Below are 18,156 nucleotides of genomic sequence, written 5' to 3' on the forward strand. Positions count from 1 at the left end.
TCGTAGGGTGCTTGTACTACAACACATAATATTTATATTCTACAAACATCCAAGGGAACAATAATTTTATCTAAACTCATTTTCAATCATAAATTGTAGTGAAACCGTAGTAAGCCCTTTAGGGCTGAGTCCTAAAGGACTTACTACGAGGAGGGGAAAAAGCGATCGCTAAAATCCCAATAAAACATATAGTTTATAATATCAGGGTTTAATATATTAGAACAAGTTATAAAAATTTTGCTAGAATAAATGAGGGACTAAATTAGAGGCTAAGAACTCATGATGGTGCAAACCGTTACTAAAACCTATAGCTTTGAAGACTATCTCAATTATAAAGATGATACCGATCTCAAGTCTGAACTATTTAATGGAGAATTAATTCAGATGACTCCTGCAAGTGGATGGCATTCGGATATTGTTGATTTTATACAAGAACAATTCAAAATAGAGATCCGTCGCTTAACATTAGATTGGGTGGTGCGACCTGGAACTGTGGGAGTCAGAACAGGAATCAGAAAATCACGCATTCCTGATGTATTAGTGATGACAGAAACTCAACGTCAATTTCTCAGCACATTATCCTCAGCTATTCTGGAAGAACCTCCTTTATTAGTCGTTGAAATTGTTAGTCCGAATAACCCCGATGATGACTACCGTTATAAACGTTCAGAATATGCCGCATTAGGTATTCCTGAATATTGGATTATTGACCCACAAGCATTAAAAATATCAATTTTAACCTTAGTTTCGGGTTTATATGAAGGGGTAGAATTTAGAGAAAAAGATATTCTAAATTCTATAACTTTTCCTGAATTAAAATTAACCGCCGAACAAATTTTAAATCCTTTTTAGTCTCCCATCGTCCCCCTCGTCCCCCTCGTTTCTAGGTTCTACCTAGAAATGCCAAAAGGAGGCAGAGCCTCCTGTTATAATATTTGAGGCAGAGCCTCAGAATTGGCATTCCCATGCAGAGCATGGGAACGAGGAATTCAAAATTAGCATTCCCATGCAGAGCATTGGAACGAGGAATTAATCAATTAAACGGATAAATTTCTTCTTCCCAACTTGCAGAACTTTACCCTTTAATTCATCAATAGAATTAAATATTATATCAACTTCAGAAATGCGATCGCCATCTAACTTAACCGCACCCCCTTGAATTTCTCGCCGCGCTTCACTGCTGGTTTTACATAACTTACTCGCACTGAGAATATAAAATAACTTAGCCGGAAATTGAATCTCAGCTAGGGAAAACTCCGGGACAGCTTCTGCTGTTTTAGCATCCCCTTGAACTAAGGTTAAAGACGCTTTTTGTGCCTCTAACGCGGCTTCTTTTCCATGAAATTGAGAAGCGATTTCTAACCCTAATAACTTTTGTTTTTCCCTGGGATTTTCTGGTAATTTATCTAGGGGAAGATTAGTTAATAGTTCAAAATATTGGTTTAAAAGATTATCTTGAACCTTCTCCAATTTAGAATACATGGCTAACGGATCTTCCGATAACGCCACATAATTTCCCAGGGATTTCGACATTTTTTGTACCCCATCCGTCCCAATTAAAATCGGCATTAATAACCCAAATTGAGGTTTTTGTCCAAAATGTCTTTGTAAATCCCGTCCCACGGCTAAATTAAACTTTTGATCTGTGCCACCGATTTCAATATCCGCTTCCACCGCGACGGAATCATAACCCTGCATTAATGGATAGAGAAATTCATGCAAATAGATCGGATTTTCCTGTTCAAACCGCAGGGAAAAACCCTCTTTGGCTAACATTTGTCCGACGGTCATGGTTGCCAATAATTCTAATATTTTAGGTAAATCTAATTTTGATAACCATTCCGAATTGTAGCGAATTTCCAACCGTCCGGGGGTATCAAAATCCAAAATCGGACGCAGTTGTTCTAAATAGGTTTGAGCATTTTTCTGTACATCTTCCGAGGTTAATTGACGCCGGACTTCCGATTTTCCCGTGGGGTCGCCAATTCTAGCAGTAAAATCCCCAATAATTAAAACAGCGATATGGCCCGCATCTTGAAAAGCGCGTAACTTGCGAATCGGGATACTATGACCCAAATGAATATCCGACGCCGTGGGGTCAATGCCAAATTTAACTCTTAGGGGTCGATTGGTTGTCAATAATCGTTGACCTAAATTCTCATCAGGGTTCTCAGAGTTGATAATTTCAGGGAAAATCTCAGTAATCCCTCGGCGAAGGGTAGGAAAATTTTGTAGAGACGCCGCCAATTCTATTGGTACAGACGAGGGACTAATAGCCATGATCTTAAAATTCTTTTGCCAATTTAGGGTAAAATCCGTTAACCTTGATCCCGGATAGGAAATTTTTTTGATTTATTATGTAGGTACTTCACCTGCACAATGTCAATCTTATATGCTATCACTCGAAGCTAAAAAAAGTTATCGAGAATTTGGGTCTAAAACCCCGTGCTTCTAGCACGGCTTTGGATTAAGATAGAGATGGTTGAAATCCCCAAGGTGGGCGGTTGTGAAGCGGCTTTTAGTCGGCACCCTCGAACCTGAAAACTCCTTGAGAGTAACAAGAAGGGTAGCGAAAACCTTGTAAAACAGAGCTAGAGAATCAACCCATTCTCATTACCAGAAAACACATAATTTGGTTTGATCAATTAAGGTAGGGCGGGGCACGCCCGAACTCTAGGTCGTATCCTAGTAAGATGAGCGGAGATAGACCCTCTGGGGTTGCCGTAAGTCAGGCTCGTCAATTGGTGACTTTTCACGATTGAAAGGTTTGAATATTGCTCGAAAGAGATACTGTGCTTAAAGGTCAGTCGCTGAATTAAGAATCTCTAGCGTTTATGCTAGAGAGTGTCAAGTAGCCCTGTTTTCATTGAGGGAGTAAATTAAACGTGTCATCAACTAATGCAATCCCACGCGATATTAGGGTCAACAACCCCTCAACGTTGTTTGACTTTGTGCAGTCGGTCAGCAAAGTAACGGCCGGAACCTTACTCGGCGTTACGATGTTAACCAGTTCGGTCGTGGCTGGAGGGTTAGTCGGTTTGGCGGTCAGTTTCCGCAATCTTCCTGATGTGCGGGTCTTACAGAACTATGTGCCCACGGAAACCACCCATATCTATGATATTAAGGGGGTTCCTCTGGCCAGCCTCCATGATGAAGCCAACCGTGAAGTAGTCTCCCTCAACGAGATATCTCCCCATCTAAAACGGGCTGTAATCGCGATTGAAGATAGCAATTTTTTCGATCACAAAGGCATTAACCCGACGGGGATTGTGCGGGCGTTAGTCGCTAACTTAGAGCGGGGTTCCACGGTGGAAGGGGGTTCTACCCTGACTATGCAGTTGGTGAAAAACCTATTTTTATCCCCGAATCGTACCATGAGCCGTAAAGCCGCAGAAGCGGTGATGGCGATTCGTTTAGAACAGATTTTATCAAAAGACGAAATTTTAGAACTGTATCTGAATCAGGTCTATTGGGGTCATAACCTCTATGGGGTAGAAACCGCATCGCGCAGTTATTTTAATAAATCGGCGAAGGATTTGACTTTGGCGGAATCGGCAATGATGGCGGGTCTGATTCCTGCACCGGAGGATTATAGTCCCTTTGCGAATTACAAAAAAGCCAAACAAAGACAGTTAACGGTTTTGAAGCGGATGCGGGAACTTCAGTGGATTACCCCCCAAGAAGAAGCCGCGGCCAAAAAACAAACCTTACTGGTGGGCAAAATCACCTCCTTTAGCAGTAGCCGTCTTCCCTATGTGACGGAAGCAGTTGTCCAAGAGCTTTCTGAACGTTTTGGTCGGGAAGCGGTGATCAAGGGCGGAATGCGGATTCAAACCACCATTGATATGAATTTTCAACGGATGGCGGAGAAAACCGTCAGTGAGTGGCATCAGAACTTATACTATCAAGGGGTTTATAACAATTTACAAAATGGTCAAATTGCCCTGGTAGCCATTGACCCCCGCACCCATTTTGTTAAGGCTATGGTGGGGGGGGCTGATTATAAAACCAGTCAGTATAATCGGGCGATTCAAGCCCTGCGTCAACCCGGCTCTGCCTTCAAACCCTTTGTTTATTATGCTGCCTTTGCCAGTGGCAAATATGGCCCGGATTCCACGGTTTATGATAATCCGGTCAGTTATCCCGATGGCTATGGCTATTATTCTCCCCAAAACTACGGGGGTGGTTTCTCCGGGGCCGTGAGTGTGCGCTCGGCTTTAGAAAATTCCTTGAATATTCCGGCGGTCAAACTGGGTCAGGAGGTGGGACTAAATCAGGTAATTGAGGTTTGTCGAGTCCTGGGAATTAAGAGTCCCATTGAGCCTGTCGTTTCCCTACCTTTGGGGTCGGTGGATTTAACCCCGATGGAAATGGCCGGAGCTTATGCCACTTTTGCCAATGATGGCTGGCACTCTGAACCCACGTTTATTGTCCAAGTTACCGATAGTCAGGGCAATATTTTACTGGATAATACCCCGAAACCTCGATTAGTCTTGGATCAATGGGCCGTGGCATCCCTGAATAGTGTGTTACAAGGAGTGATTAATCGGGGGACAGCGACTCGCGCCCAAATTGGACGTCCGGCGGCGGGAAAAACTGGAACGACGTCTTCTGAACGGGATATCTGGTTTGCCGGATATACTCCTGATTTAGCAACGGCTGTTTGGGTGGGAAATGATGATTATACTCCCCTAACCTATGGATCAACCGGAGGAACCACTGTGGCCCCGATCTGGCGTGACTTTATGTTACAAGCCTTAGATGGAAAACCTGAAACTTCTTTTAAACCATCTTCTGCCTATACCAAACCTTAATTATGAATGGGGTTCTGACCCGGGTGAACAATTTTTCCCTAGAGGAGAGTAGAATGAGAGTAGAACCACTTGCGAAGTATGCCTGTGTCTGGCTCCATGAGAATCGGCTGAAAAGTTATTCTTTGAGTTTTTGATATATGGGAATTTGCTGTAGTCGCTATTCCTTATTTGTTGGAAATTTTTTTTATACGTTAGGATCTAACTTGTTATGGAAAAAAATACATTTTCTTCGCCAAATGTGACTCAGAAAGTAGAAGTTTCAATTCACATTGATTCTGAGTTACTCGATCAAATTAAACATCTCACTAATGACCCCAGCAAGGTGATTGAGACAGCCCTACGCCAATGGCTTAGAGGAGAGCGTCCAGAGGATGAACTGGCTTTGACACTGCAACGAAACCCTCCGGTTCCGCCTCGAGGGGAATGGAACGATTAAATCAGTGATGACTGGTAGAGACGTGCCATGGCGCATCTCTACCAGTTATAAGTAAAGAAGTGAATAGTTAGTTGATTAACTGTTCGCTGTTCACTATTTAGTCGCTAATCCGAATGAACTTAGACGAGAACTCTCAGTTTGCAAGTTCGACTTCGGCTGACCCGATCTGGCAGAACTTGGGTGCTGATCTGATTTTTATTCAAAATGCCGCAGGTGAGTATTTATCATTTCATTGGCAACGAGATGATCGCTATTCTTTACCTGTGGATACCATTGTCGGATCATCAATGGGAGAATACTTTAAACCGGTTATCCTTTCTCCCTATCAAGATCGAATTACCCGGGTTTTAACCAGTTTAATTCCTGAGAGATTTGTTTATTCATTTGCTTATGAAGATCAATATATTCCATTAGAACTGACGATGACTCCTGTTTTAGTCTCTAATGGAAAACCGGATCGGGTATTGGTTATGGGCTGTGTTCTGGAACAACCAGAAGAAAATTTAGACATGAGTATGTCGGAGATTGTTGCCTATCGTTCCCTGCCTTCCAATTTGGAAATTCCGCAAAAAATGCTGATCCAAATTGCTGGAACCATTTGTCGTGCGGTTTCTCCCAGTTCCCATATTTATCAAAGGTTATTAAGTCAAATTGCCCAAAAAATTCGCCGAACTTTAGATTTAAAGCAAATTTGGCAACAAACGGTTAATAGTTTAGGGCAGGTTTTAGGAGTAAGTCGTTGTATTTTATGTCCCTATCAAGTTGAAAAAGGGGATAGTTGGAGTTTACAACAAACCCAGGTAGTGGCGGAGTATCGCCGATCAGAATTTCCGATGATGTTGGGTTTGGATTTAGCCATTGCGAATGAGTTGGGCTGGACGCAGGCTTTAGCGACCCTAGAACCGGTGGTGGTCGAGCGCACCTCGCCAGATCAAGATCCCTATAATCGCTATTCTATTTTAGTTGTCGCCACATCCTATCAAGATCAGCCCAATGGGATTATTAGTTTGCAGCAGTGCGATCGCTTTCGACAATGGACATCGGCTGAAGTGGAATTTATCCGAGAATTAGCCACCCATGTCGGAACGGCTATTGCCCATGCTATCCTCTATCAAGAATTAGAAGAAGCCCGGATGGAAGCGGTGGCTCTTTCTCGATTAAAAAGTGAATTTCTGGCGAATACGTCCCATGAATTACGCACGCCTTTAAATGGAATTATTGGGTTTTTAAAGTTAGTTTTAGATGGGATGGTGGATGATCCCGAAGAAGAAGCAGAATTTATTCAAGAAGCCCATCGAGCCGCTTTACACTTATTAAACTTAATTAATGATGTTTTAGATATTGCTAAAATTGAAGCCGGGAGAATGGATATTGACTTGGCTTTAATTAAGGTAAATGAACTTTTAGATGAAGTTGAACATTTTACCCGGGCGCAAATTCAAGAAAAAGGATTAACCTTTACGATTCAAAAGGCAGCTTATGAAGATGACGTGATTGTTTATGGGAATTATCAACGGTTACTCCAGGTGATGTTGAATTTAGTCGGAAATGCAATTAAATTTACCCATGAAGGGGGAATTAATATTAGTTTGGGAATCTTCAAACAAACTTTTGTATTTCAAAATCAAGAGTTTCCAGGAGTATTGGAATTTCGGGTGGCGGATACCGGAATTGGGGTTCCGATTGAAAAACAAGATCGACTATTTAAGGCCTTTTCTCAGGTTTCTGGGGGCTATACCAAAAAATATGGGGGAACGGGTTTAGGATTAGTCATTTCACAAAAATTAGTCCAAACTATGGGAGGAACGGTGAAGTTTTATAGTCTCGGGGAAGGATTAGGATCAACGGTGACATTTACGCTTCCTTTGTATCAGGAACCCCATAGTATGAAAAATTGATTTTGGAAAAAGGTTGATACCAATAGGGTATTACTCACCCTACATAATCTCTTAAAATCACATTGCTATAAAATTGCTAAACGGGTTTCTGGCTATTATCCAGGGAATCCCTGGATAATAGGTTCTACCTTATTCTGGTAAAATTCCGAGTTGTAAATTCACGCCAATTTGATAAATGTAAGCATCTTCAACCAACATTCGATTAACCCTACTATTGGTCATGCGTCTTCCTGATAAGTCGATATTCCAATGTTGTTGATCTTGACTTAAACCCTGAATTAATTCACCGTTAGGACTAACAGCGACAATTGCTGTCCAATCAATTTTTAATTCTGGTTTAACTTCGCGAAAAACGGATAATATCTGCTCATAAGTTTTAAGTGAACCTATATCATCATACACAGGTAAAGCAAGTGTCAAGTGCCATATTTCCGGTTCTGACGCATACAGCCACAAAGCAGAATGAACTGATAAACCTGCGGTATTGAGAGCATCTATTAATCTTTGACCTTCTTCTATCTCTTGATTTACCAATGTTGCTGTAGCCATTGTAAAACTCCGTGATTAGGATCGGTAATTGCTGAGTAAATATTGTGGGCTTCTTCTTGGTTATATTTTTTATAACGGCTTTCTTCTGACCAGTCTCTAACTTCTGACCATTTAGGTGAAAAATCTGGATCATTTTTGAGAGACTTTAATTGTTTATTAAGGTCAGCACCTGTCACCAGCTTTTCTAAATTATGGGTATAACTGTCCATAACAGTGTTCTTGTCAGGAAAATCATATTGCTGAGTTTTTTTAGCGATGCAAGCCTTTAAAGCACATTCAATCACATAACCACTGAGATAGTAAGCACCGGAATATTGGTGATTGTCTAAAAGCACTTTTGCGTCTTGAAGTCGAGTAAGTGCTAATTCCTGGAAATTCTGTCTATTCAAAAAATTAGTATACCTCCAAAAAACTCGCCATATTGATTATAAGTACCTAAACAAAATTAATTACACATCATCTACCCTGTTCCCTCCCCCCCAAACCCCCCGTGCACGGGGGGTTTGGGGGGGCTGTTCCCTCTCTCAACTAGGTAATTTATTTTGTGCAACTACTTAGAATCCATTTTAATATCTTTTAAACTTGTTTTTTTCAATCAGCAAGCGAACAGAGACAGATTCAGATTAACCCGACCTCCCCAGAATGACGGATTTCCGAACTAGCACTCGAAACCCTTGAGTGCTAAAGTGACTTATTGGTGATTAATGATATTGTAAGATGGCTAAAATTGTTTCGTTTGGTGAAGAATCCCGTAGAGCCTTAGAAAAAGGTGTAAATGCCCTAGCCGATGCGGTGCGAGTCACCCTTGGCCCCAAAGGTCGGAATGTCTTATTAGAGAAGAAATTTGGCGCTCCCGAAATCGTCAATGATGGTATTACCGTCGCTAAAGAAATTCAACTGTCCGACCCCCTGGAAAATACTGGCGCCCGACTGATGCAGGAAGTCGCCTCCAAAACCAATGAAGTCGCCGGAGATGGGACAACCACCGCCGCCATTTTAGCCCAAGCCATGATTCGTGAAGGGTTAAAAAATGTCGCAGCCGGGGCTAATCCTGTGGCCCTGAGACGGGGAATGGACAAAATTACTCAGATTTTGGTCGAAGAAATTCAAGCCATTGCTAAACCCGTGGAAGGGGATGCAATTGCTCAAGTCGCAACGATTTCGGCGGGAAATGACCCAGAAATTGGTCGGATGATCTCCCTGGCGATGGACAAGGTAACGAAAGACGGGGTAATTACCGTTGAAGAATCCAAATCCATCACTACAGAATTAGATGTAGTCGAAGGAATGCAACTCGACCGGGGATATATTTCTCCCTATTTTATCACCGATAATGAACGGATGGTGGTGGAATTTTCTAACGCTAGAATTCTAATTACCGATAAAAAAATTAGTTCCATTCAAGACTTAGTTGCGGTCTTAGAAAAAATTGCCCGTTCGGGTCAACCTCTGTTAATTATTGCTGAAGATATTGATGGGGAAGCCTTAGCAACTTTGGTGGTGAATAAAGCCAGAGGCGTGTTAAATGTGGCGGCAATTAAAGCCCCTAGTTTTGGTGAACGTCGTAAAGCTTTATTACAGGATATTGCGGTTTTGACAGGCGGACAATTAATTTCTGAAGAAGTGGGATTAAGTTTAGATACCGTTTCTTTGGATATGTTAGGAACTGCCAACACAATCACCATTGAAAAAGACAATACAATTATTGTTACGGATAGCAAAACTCAAGCCGATGTGAAAAAACGGGTTGAACAAATTCGTCGTCAACTGGAAGAAACCGACTCTGAATATGATGCGGAAAAACTCCAAGAGCGAATTGCAAAATTAGCCGGAGGGGTGGCTGTAATCAAAGTGGGGGCTGCCACCGAAACGGAAATGAAATCTCGGAAACTGCGGATTGAAGATGCCTTAAATGCCACTAAAGCCGCCGTAGAAGAAGGGATTGTTCCTGGGGGCGGGACTACTTTAATTCATCTGGCGAAAAAAGTTGATGAACTGAAAGCTCAACTGAGTGATGAGGAAAAAATTGGGGCGGGAATTATTGCCAAAGCCCTAGAAGCTCCTTTATTTTATATTGCCAGTAATGCTGGGGCTGAAGGCGCTGTGGTGGTGGAAAATGTCCGCAATACCGAGTTTAATATTGGTTATAATGCCTTAACTGGAACCTATGAAGATTTAATTGCTTCTGGGATTATTGACCCGGCAAAAGTGGTACGTTCGGCGTTGCAAAATGCCTCCTCAATTTCAGGATTAGTATTAACAACTGAAGCCTTAGTTGTGGAAAAACCTGAGAAGAAATCCGCCGATATGGATGCCATGGGCGGCATGGGTGGCATGGGCGGTATGGGCGGTATGGGCGGCATGGGCGGCATGGGTGGCATGGGCATGATGTAACCTATCCCTGGCGATTGGAAATCGCGGCTAAACAGATAAAACCCACCTTTGTGGGTTTAAAAACCTGAATTTTCTCTTAGTCCACGCAGGTGGACTTCGTTTGTGTAGTAGCGAATTATATTCGCCGAATACTATCTGGAGATTGCAAATCGCGGCTACACAGACAAAACCCACCTGGGTGGGTTAAATTTTGGATTAGTAATAGATGATTAATTCTGCCTATCAAATTGGGGGAAGTTTAGCTCAAGATGCTCCGACTTATGTAGTCAGAAAAGCGGATTTCGATCTGTATTCTCAATTACAACAGGGGCATTTTTGTTATGTTTTAAATTCTCGGCAAATGGGGAAATCTTCTCTGTTAGTTAAAACTCGTTATCGTTTACAACAAGAAGGTTTTCAGTGTGCGACCTTGGATATGACTCGCATTGGTAGCGAAATGGTGACGGAACAACAATGGTATAAAGGAATAGTTACTGAATTATGGCGCGGATTTAATCTTTTAGGTAAATTTAATTTAAAAAATTGGTGGAAAGAACAATCGGAAGTTTCTGTGATTCAACGTATTAGTAATTTTATAGAAGATATTTTATTGGTTGAATTTCCTGGTCAAAAATTAATTATTTTTGTTGATGAAATTGATAGTATTTTAAGTTTAAATTTTAAAGTAGATGATTTTTTTGCTTTAATTCGTTTTTGTTATAATCAACGGGCAATTAATCCTGAATATAACCGGATTAGCTTTGCCTTATTTGGAGTTGCTACCCCTTCAGCTTTAATTTCCGATCGCACTCGTACCCCCTTTAATATCGGAAAAGCCATTGAATTATCGGGTTTTACCCTGAATGAAGTTCAACCTTTAATTGAAGGTTTGGAGCCAAAAATTACTAATGCTAAAGCCATTATGCAAGAAATTATCGCTTGGACAGGAGGACAACCTTTTTTAACACAAAAAATATGTCAATTGGTGATAAATTTTACCGAAAAAACAATTAATCAAATATTAATTATTCCCCCCGGAACCGAAGGATTTTGGGTAGAATCATTGGTGCGATCGCAGATTATTTATAAATGGGAATCTCAAGATGAACCCGAACATTTAAAAACCATTCGTAACCGAATTCAAAATAACCCCGATCATATCGGCAGAATTTTAGGAATCTATCAAGATATTCTGCGAAATTTAGAAGTTTTAACCGATGATAGTAACGAACAATCAGAACTAATATTATCCGGTTTAGTGATCAAATATACCGGGTTTCTGCGGGTAAAAAATCGGATTTATCAAGAAGTCTTTGATTTAGATTGGGTTAACCAACAATTGAGGAACCTGCGGCCCTATTCTCAAGGCTTTGGTGCTTGGATAGAATCTCAACAACAAGATAGTTCTCGACTATTACGGGGACAGGCCTTAAAAGAATCCCAAAATTGGTCAAGTGGTCGCAGTATTAGTGATTTAGATTATCAATTTTTAGCTAAAAGTGAAGAATTAGATCGGCAAGAAGTTCAAAAATCCTTAGAAGCTGCCAGAATGCTGGAAGTAGAAGCCCGACTAACCGAAGAAAAAAAGACCGCAAAACTGCAAAGATTTTTACTTATATCTGTTAGTAGTGCCCTAGTTATTACCATTATATTAGGTCTAATCTCAGGGTTTCAATATCATCAAGCTAGGGTGAATGAACACCAGGCAAAAATCAACGAAGTTAAAGCTATAAATCAATCATCTGAGTCCTTATTTGCTTTAAATCAAAGGTTTGAAGCCTTAATTCAATCCATGATAGCCTATCGAAAATTGCAAACCCTATCGGATGTGGATACAAAAATTCACCAGAATGTACAATTGACATTGCAAAAAGCGGTTTATGGGATTCAAGAATATAACCAACTGTTGGGGCATACCAGTATTATTCATGCGGTAGAATTTAGCCCCAAAGGAGATTTAATTGCTTCTGGGAGTCAGGATAAAACCATTAAACTTTGGAAACCAGATGGCACACTATTGAAAACTCTGATTGGACATCAGGATGGAGTTCTTAACGTTGCCTTCAGTCCCCGTCAACCCCTTCTCGCCTCAGCTAGTAACGACAAAACTATTAAACTCTGGAACACCGATGGCACCTACTTAAGAACCCTGACCGGACATCGGGAAGCGGTGATGGCTGTGAGTTTCAGCCCGACTGAGGATAAACTGATTTCTTCGAGTTTTGATCAAACCATTAAATTATGGACAACAGAGGGAAAACTCTTAAAAACCATCGCCGCCCATCCCGACAAAATTAAAACCGTTGTCTTTAGTCCCGATGGTCAGAGATTCGCCTCTGGAAGTGCTGATCATACGGTTAAAATCTGGAATGCCGATGGCACACTATTGAAAACCCTGACCGGACATCAGGCTGAAATTATGGCTGTGGCTTGGAGTCCCGATGGTCAAAGGTTAGCGTCCGCCAGTCGAGATCAAACCCTGAAACTGTGGAGTCGGGAAGGGGAGTTAATCCAGACTTTCGGCTCCTTTGAGGATGAAGTTTGGGATGTAGCCTTTAGTACCAATAGCAAATTTTTGGCGGGGGCGATTCGGAATAAACAAATCCAAATCTGGCGTAAAGACCTAACAAATTTCTCGTATAACCCCTATGAAACATTCTGGCAACATCAGGCAGAAGTGAGTTCCGTTGCCTTCAGTCCCGATAGTCAAACCATTGCTTCCGCCAGTTGGGATAAAAGCGTTAAACTCTCGAAAACCGAATATTCTTTGGTCATGCCCTTGATAGGACATCAAGATACGGTTTGGGGAATCGCCTTTAGTCCCGATGGTCAAACTATTGCTTCATCTTCCTTAGATAAGACAATTAAACTGTGGACAAACAAAGGGCGATTATTACAAACCCTGACCGGACATCAGTGGCGGGTGAATCAGGTTGAGTTTAGTTCCGATGGTCGTTGGTTGGTCTCAACCTCCGATGATAATACCATTAAATTGTGGCAGAAAAATGAGAATGGACTGTTTAAAACCCATCCCGATCAAACCTTATTGGGAAATAAATGGGGGGTTTGGGGGGTGAAGTTTACTCCCGACAATCAATCAATTGTTTCTGGAAGTTGGGATAAAACTGTTAAAATTTGGGGTATTGATGGCAGACTTCGCCAAACCTTTAGCGGTCATACTGGTCAGGTTTGGGGAATTGCAATTCAGCCAGAGGGTAAATGGATTGCTTCGAGTTCTTATGATAATACAATTAAACTCTGGGGATTTAATGGTCAACTTCTACAAACATTAATTGGTCATAAAGATGGTATCTGGGGACTAGATTTGAGTCCCGATGGACAAGTTATAGCTTCCGCTAGTCGAGATCAAACGGTAAAATTATGGCGCTGGAATCCTCAGCTTAAATCCTTTATTGATCAAAATACCTTAAAGGGACACACAGCCAACGTGATGGCGGTGGCGTTTAGTCCTGACCAAAAGTTATTAGCATCAGCCAGTCAGGATAAAACCATTAAACTTTGGAAACTCGATGGTACTTTGGTTAAAACCCTGAATGGTCATAATGATGAAGTTTATAATCTTAAATTTAGTCCTGATGGTAAAACTTTGGCTTCCGTTAGTGAAGATAAAACGGTGATATTATGGAATTTAGATCGAATTTTAAACTTGAATGAATTCGCCTATGCTTGTAACTGGATAAAGGATTATTTAAAAACTAATTCCCAACTAAGTCCCGAAGATCGAATATTATGTCAGTAGTCAGGGAATAGGGAATGGGTAAAGGTATAATGGGTAATGGGAATAAGCACTTAACCGTCAACAAACAATAACAAGGTAAAAATAATGATCAAATTATTAGGATTTTTGGCTATTGCAGGAACGTTTCTGAATGTTGCACCTCAGATAAATTCTTTAGCCTCCTTTGTACCCAATTCTTCCATACAATTAGCTCAAAATTCTAGCCCCGCTTCCTCCATTCAAGGCTATTGTTTTTCTATTGCTGATGATAATATGGACTCCATCGCCCGAATTTATCTTGATGGAAATAAAGTCACGGGTCGGGTTGAAGCTACGATTCATAATCAAAAAGCATCCTACTATACGTCCTATACCCAAATATTACAAGGAACGAAAAATGGCAATAAATTAAACTTGAATATTACCACAAAAATTGAGTTAGATACTCAAAAAACTAAGGAAACTTGGACGTTAAATGCAGACTCTTTAAATACGGGACGAATAGTTTATAAAAAACAACCCTGTTTAGTCTCTCAAATTCGTTTTGCACCTGGGAAAAATTCAGCAACTATGAGTCAGTCGGTGGTGCGAGGAACTCGCAATATCTATTTATTAAAAGCCAACCAAGGTCAAAGAATGGATCTTAAAATTACCGCTTTAGAAAATAACGCTGTTTTTGATGTAATTGCCCCCAATGGGCAGGTTTTGAAAACCGAAGCTACCCAGTCTAGTTTGAAATTACCCGCCACCGGAAATTATGAGATTATCGTCGGTGGAACCCGAGGGAATGCTAGTTATCAATTAACTGTTAAAATTCAATAATTCCAGGAAAAAAAACGGGTTTTTGCCGTAGGTAGGGGGTAATTCATGAATTACCCCTACTACCATAAATCATTTAGGATACAAACCCGGTTTCTGGTTTATAGTTAATCAACGGTTTTGTCAGCTTTCCAACCTGATTGATAATAGACTTTTGACCCGTTATCAGGAACAAAATGACAAGACCAGTAGGATTGAATAAAACTTTTCCAAATCGGTTCATCAGAACAATGATAATAGTCACCCAGTAGGGGTTTAATTGCTTCCGTTGCTGTTTTTAAATGATAGTGGGGCATATTCAAGAAAATGTGATGAGCAACGTGAGTTCCGATATTATGATGAATGGGATTAATAAAGCCATAATCTCGGTCAATCGTTGATAAAGCCCCTTTCAGGAAATACCAATCTTCCCCCCGATACCAGGGAATATCAGCCTCAGTATGATGTAAGTAAGTAACTAAATCTAGCCACATCACAAACACGAAATAGGGCATGAAATAGTATTGCAGGAAAAATAACCAGCCAAACTGATAGGTGAGCAACCCTAAAAAGCTTACCATCACGATCATCAAAGATGTACTGGTAATAATATCCCATTTTTCTGACTCCTTAAACATAGGACTACTCGGTAAAAAGTGAGAGCCTTTACGCAGGGGAGAAGAACTACGGAACAGATAAATCGGATAGGCGACTAAGGGGATATAAAAGGGCAACAGCTTTTCATACCAAACCATCTTATTGAACGTACTTTCCGTCACCGGATGCCAACTTTCATCGGTATCAATATTTCCGGTATTGGCGTGATGGGTTCTGTGGCTGATGCGCCAACCGTGATAGGGAACTAGAATTGGAATATGGGACAAATGGCCAATTAAGTTATTCAGCCATTTAATTTTGGAGAAAGACCCATGACCGCAATCGTGGCCCACAACAAATAACGCCCAAAACATCGTTCCTTGCATCACCCAAAAAATGGGGAAAAACAGCCAAGAATCGAGTTTATAGGCGATAAAATACAGACCTGCGATGATCGAAATATCAATAAAGAAGTAACTCAGAGATTTCCAGACCGAGGGTTCAAAACACTGGGCAGGAATTGCCGCCCTGATATCTTGGAGAGTAAAGGGTAACTCTGATTTCCTGGTTTCTGAGGCACTAAGGGTGGCCTGGTTAGACTTATTATTGGATGATTGCACAGATATTTTGATTGAATCTGAGTGAGTAGTCCCCAGTTGTGTTTTTACCCCAAACTGAATCGTAAACATCAGGGTTTGGGATGCTAACCTAAACTGCGGTTCTGAACGGCTTTTATTTTACCTTGATTAGATGTTAATTTTCGCAACAAATCTTAAATGATCGAAATTATTTGGCCAATCTCGGCCCGGGGTGAGGCTTCCATACCTCCAGATTTGTTGTTGGGCTTTAGCCCTCTCCGGAGGGCTAAAGCCCAACAACGTTTTATATTTGGGAATTATTATGACCAATTAGGGTAACTCCCCAAATTGTTCTCGATATTTTGCTAATAGTGTTTCTGCTGCTATTGCTGCTTCTTCGGGAGTGGGGAGAAGTTGACCATCTGAGGTAAAAAAACGCAATTGGGAGTTATAAACACCCAAAAATAATTCTAATTGTTGACTCCATAACCATCCTTGAGAATTAGATTCAAGGGGTTGATATTTACCCTCAACTAAATGAAATCCGGCTAATTCTAAGGTATCAGGATCAAACCAAAAATAATCAAAGGTGCGAAAGTTATCTTGATAGAGTTGTTTTTTTAATCCTTTATCAATTTCTGCCGTGGATGGAGATAAAAGTTCAATAATAATATTAGGATATTTTCCTTCTTCCCAAATCATCCAACTGCGTCTGGGTTTGCGTTCTGTGTCTAAAACCACAAAGAAATCTGGCCCTCTAAAATCCTGTGATTTTTTTTGATTCGGGTTAAAATAAATAGTTAAATTTCCAGAAACATAAAAATCTTGACGGTTTCGCCACCACCACTCTAAAAGATGAATCAGGAGATCAATTTGTCTGCGGTGTAAATCACTTTCCACGGGAGGTTCCTCACTCCATAAATCACTAGGTGGAAATATAATATCATCAAATTCTTCCGGTTGTTCTAATCTTTGAAGGTTAGCGGGTTCGTGATCAACAATAAACATAAACAGGTTAACCCAATTAGGATAAATATAGTTTAGCGTAACTTTGAATCATTTGTCGAATAGATTGATATTAAATCGACAAAGATTGTTTTTATTGAGGAGGAGTTATTTTTGATAAGGGTTGAATTGCATTTTTTAAAGTTTCCTTCTTGTTTAACTCAAGTTTGGGCTTAGGAACAGAACTTATATTAGTTAGAGGTAAACGAGCTAATGCTAATTCTGAAGTTGATGTTTTTTCAGAATCGTTATTAATTAAAATATAACTATTCAGAATTTCTAACTGAGCATCAACAATATCATCATAGTTTTCATACCAACTAGCGATCGCAATTGACAATGTTTCAATATCATCGGGTAAGGGTTCAATTAACTCGATTAATTCTTGACGGTGTGAGTCAATAAATAATTGAGGCTGTTCTTCTAGTAATTTCAAAAAAGCCTCTAGGTTTTGATGGTAAAAAGACATAGACTAATCCTCCAACTTAATATAAAATTGATTATATCAAATTCAAGGTTAATTTTGTAACCCGACCTCAAAAAAACCGTTTTTTTCAGAAACTGGGTTTATGTACTGTTATACTAAGAGAACATCCTAAACCGCAGGATATAATAATTGAGGTAAAATCACCGATGACATACCTAGAAGAAATTACAATTAAAGTTCCTGTTGATATTGCTGAAAGTTACCGCCAGGCTAACGAACAAGAAAAACAACAGATAGAAACTAGAATTGCCTTTTTATTGAAAAGTCAAACGATATCTCGAAAAATGGCTATTAATAAATTGCGACAAACGATGAGTGAAATCGGTCAAAAAGCCGTTGCGAAAGGATTAAGTCCTGAGATTTTAGAAGATATATTAAAAGATCATGAAGGATAAACTGTTTGTTTTTGATGCGAATATTATTATCAGTGCAGTTTTAATCCCTCAAAGTAAGCCAGATTTAGCTATCCGTAAAGCTCAAGATTCAGGAAGTATTTTAATGTCTCCTGAAATTTGGGCGGAATTAGAACAAGTTTTAGCACGACCAAAATTTGATCGATATATTTCTTCGGAAGATCGAAGCAAGTTTTTAGGAGATTTTTTAGATACAGTTATTCTGGTTATGGAAATAACAGAAAAAATTCAAGAATGCCGTGATCCCAAGGATAATAAATATTTGGAATTAGCTGTTAATGGTCAAGCTGATTGTCTTATAACTGGAGATGCCGATTTATTGATTTTAAACCCATTTCGAGAAAAACCTGTGATCACTGTATCTGATTTTTTAAATTTAAAATCAGTTTAATTAAAAGTTTTCATTAACTTCAGAAACACAGTCCTAACTGTCGTGACCTCTCCCCCTTACCTTATGGTTTTGGGGGTT

At 40.2% G+C, this 18,156-nt stretch carries 15 protein-coding genes; 9 read left to right on the forward strand and 6 right to left on the reverse strand.

Features of this window, described 5'->3' with window-relative positions:
- Nucleotides 1-279: 279 nt before the first annotated feature.
- Nucleotides 280-852 carry a Uma2 family endonuclease gene (locus NMG86_RS24190; protein WP_233423093.1) on the forward strand — a complete coding sequence of 191 codons (573 nt, stop codon included), beginning with the start codon at nucleotides 280-282 and terminating at the stop codon, nucleotides 850-852.
- A 177-nt stretch (nucleotides 853-1,029) separates the two neighbouring features.
- Here the strand turns inward: NMG86_RS24190 and tyrS are convergent, their stop codons facing one another.
- Nucleotides 1,030-2,280 carry a tyrosine--tRNA ligase gene (tyrS, locus tag NMG86_RS24195; RefSeq protein WP_026788048.1) on the reverse strand — a complete coding sequence of 417 codons (1,251 nt, stop codon included), beginning with the start codon at nucleotides 2,278-2,280 and terminating at the stop codon, nucleotides 1,030-1,032.
- Between the two features lie 605 nt (nucleotides 2,281-2,885).
- Between tyrS and NMG86_RS24200 the strand changes: the two genes are divergently transcribed.
- The 3 genes from NMG86_RS24200 (at nucleotide 2,886) to NMG86_RS24210 (ending at nucleotide 7,148) form a co-directional block, all read left to right on the forward strand.
- Nucleotides 2,886-4,814: a transglycosylase domain-containing protein gene (locus NMG86_RS24200; RefSeq protein ID WP_043938964.1), complete on the forward strand. Its 1,929-nt coding sequence runs from the start codon at nucleotides 2,886-2,888 to the stop codon at nucleotides 4,812-4,814.
- Nucleotides 4,815-5,022: 208 nt separating this feature from the next.
- Nucleotides 5,023-5,250: a type II toxin-antitoxin system CcdA family antitoxin gene (locus tag NMG86_RS24205; protein WP_026788050.1), complete on the forward strand. Its 228-nt coding sequence runs from the start codon at nucleotides 5,023-5,025 to the stop codon at nucleotides 5,248-5,250.
- Between the two features lie 113 nt (nucleotides 5,251-5,363).
- Nucleotides 5,364-7,148: a sensor histidine kinase gene (locus NMG86_RS24210; protein WP_026796685.1), complete on the forward strand. Its 1,785-nt coding sequence runs from the start codon at nucleotides 5,364-5,366 to the stop codon at nucleotides 7,146-7,148.
- Between the two features lie 129 nt (nucleotides 7,149-7,277).
- On the opposite strand, the gene NMG86_RS24215 is transcribed toward NMG86_RS24210, so the two are convergent.
- Nucleotides 7,278-7,697: a hypothetical protein gene (locus NMG86_RS24215; protein ID WP_043938963.1), complete on the reverse strand. Its 420-nt coding sequence runs from the start codon at nucleotides 7,695-7,697 to the stop codon at nucleotides 7,278-7,280.
- Complete coding sequence (locus NMG86_RS24220; RefSeq protein ID WP_026788052.1) at nucleotides 7,676-8,086, reverse strand: HEPN domain-containing protein; 411 nt, start codon at nucleotides 8,084-8,086, stop codon at nucleotides 7,676-7,678. Before NMG86_RS24220 ends, NMG86_RS24215 begins: the two co-directional genes overlap by 22 nt.
- Nucleotides 8,087-8,414: 328 nt before the next feature.
- Between NMG86_RS24220 and groL the strand changes: the two genes are divergently transcribed.
- The 3 genes from groL to NMG86_RS24235 all read left to right on the forward strand — a co-directional run bounded on the left by groL (nucleotide 8,415) and on the right by NMG86_RS24235 (nucleotide 14,631).
- A complete protein-coding gene (gene groL, locus NMG86_RS24225; RefSeq protein WP_026796686.1) occupies nucleotides 8,415-10,091 on the forward strand; it encodes a chaperonin GroEL in 1,677 nt (558 codons plus the stop codon).
- A gap of 205 nt (nucleotides 10,092-10,296) precedes the next feature.
- Entirely contained in the window at nucleotides 10,297-13,830 is a 3,534-nt protein-coding gene (locus NMG86_RS24230; RefSeq protein WP_026796687.1) for an AAA-like domain-containing protein, read from the forward strand.
- Nucleotides 13,831-13,914: 84 nt separating this feature from the next.
- Nucleotides 13,915-14,631 (forward strand): hypothetical protein, encoded by a 717-nt coding sequence (locus NMG86_RS24235; protein ID WP_174235992.1) that lies wholly within the window; start codon nucleotides 13,915-13,917, stop codon nucleotides 14,629-14,631.
- 104 nt (nucleotides 14,632-14,735) lie between these two features.
- Here the strand turns inward: NMG86_RS24235 and NMG86_RS24240 are convergent, their stop codons facing one another.
- From NMG86_RS24240 to NMG86_RS24250, 3 genes are all read right to left on the reverse strand, one after another.
- Nucleotides 14,736-15,824, reverse strand: coding sequence for a DUF3474 domain-containing protein (locus NMG86_RS24240; RefSeq protein WP_026798760.1), 1,089 nt, complete (start codon nucleotides 15,822-15,824; stop codon nucleotides 14,736-14,738).
- 288 nt (nucleotides 15,825-16,112) lie between these two features.
- Nucleotides 16,113-16,790 carry a Uma2 family endonuclease gene (locus NMG86_RS24245; RefSeq protein WP_036843449.1) on the reverse strand — a complete coding sequence of 226 codons (678 nt, stop codon included), beginning with the start codon at nucleotides 16,788-16,790 and terminating at the stop codon, nucleotides 16,113-16,115.
- A 91-nt stretch (nucleotides 16,791-16,881) separates the two neighbouring features.
- On the reverse strand, nucleotides 16,882-17,256 hold the full coding sequence (locus tag NMG86_RS24250; RefSeq protein WP_026788056.1) for a hypothetical protein: 375 nt from the start codon (nucleotides 17,254-17,256) through the stop codon (nucleotides 16,882-16,884).
- A 164-nt stretch (nucleotides 17,257-17,420) separates the two neighbouring features.
- On the opposite strand from NMG86_RS24250, the gene NMG86_RS24255 reads away from it, so the two are divergent.
- Complete coding sequence (locus NMG86_RS24255) at nucleotides 17,421-17,669, forward strand: hypothetical protein (RefSeq protein ID WP_026795299.1); 249 nt, start codon at nucleotides 17,421-17,423, stop codon at nucleotides 17,667-17,669.
- Nucleotides 17,659-18,078 carry a putative toxin-antitoxin system toxin component, PIN family gene (locus tag NMG86_RS24260; protein WP_026796689.1) on the forward strand — a complete coding sequence of 140 codons (420 nt, stop codon included), beginning with the start codon at nucleotides 17,659-17,661 and terminating at the stop codon, nucleotides 18,076-18,078. Before NMG86_RS24255 ends, NMG86_RS24260 begins: the two co-directional genes overlap by 11 nt.
- The last annotated feature ends 78 nt before the right edge of the window (nucleotides 18,079-18,156 follow it).

It is taken from the genome of Planktothrix rubescens CCAP 1459/22, from assembly GCA_904830895.1.
Taxonomy (GTDB): Bacteria; Cyanobacteriota; Cyanobacteriia; order Cyanobacteriales; family Microcoleaceae; genus Planktothrix; species Planktothrix agardhii.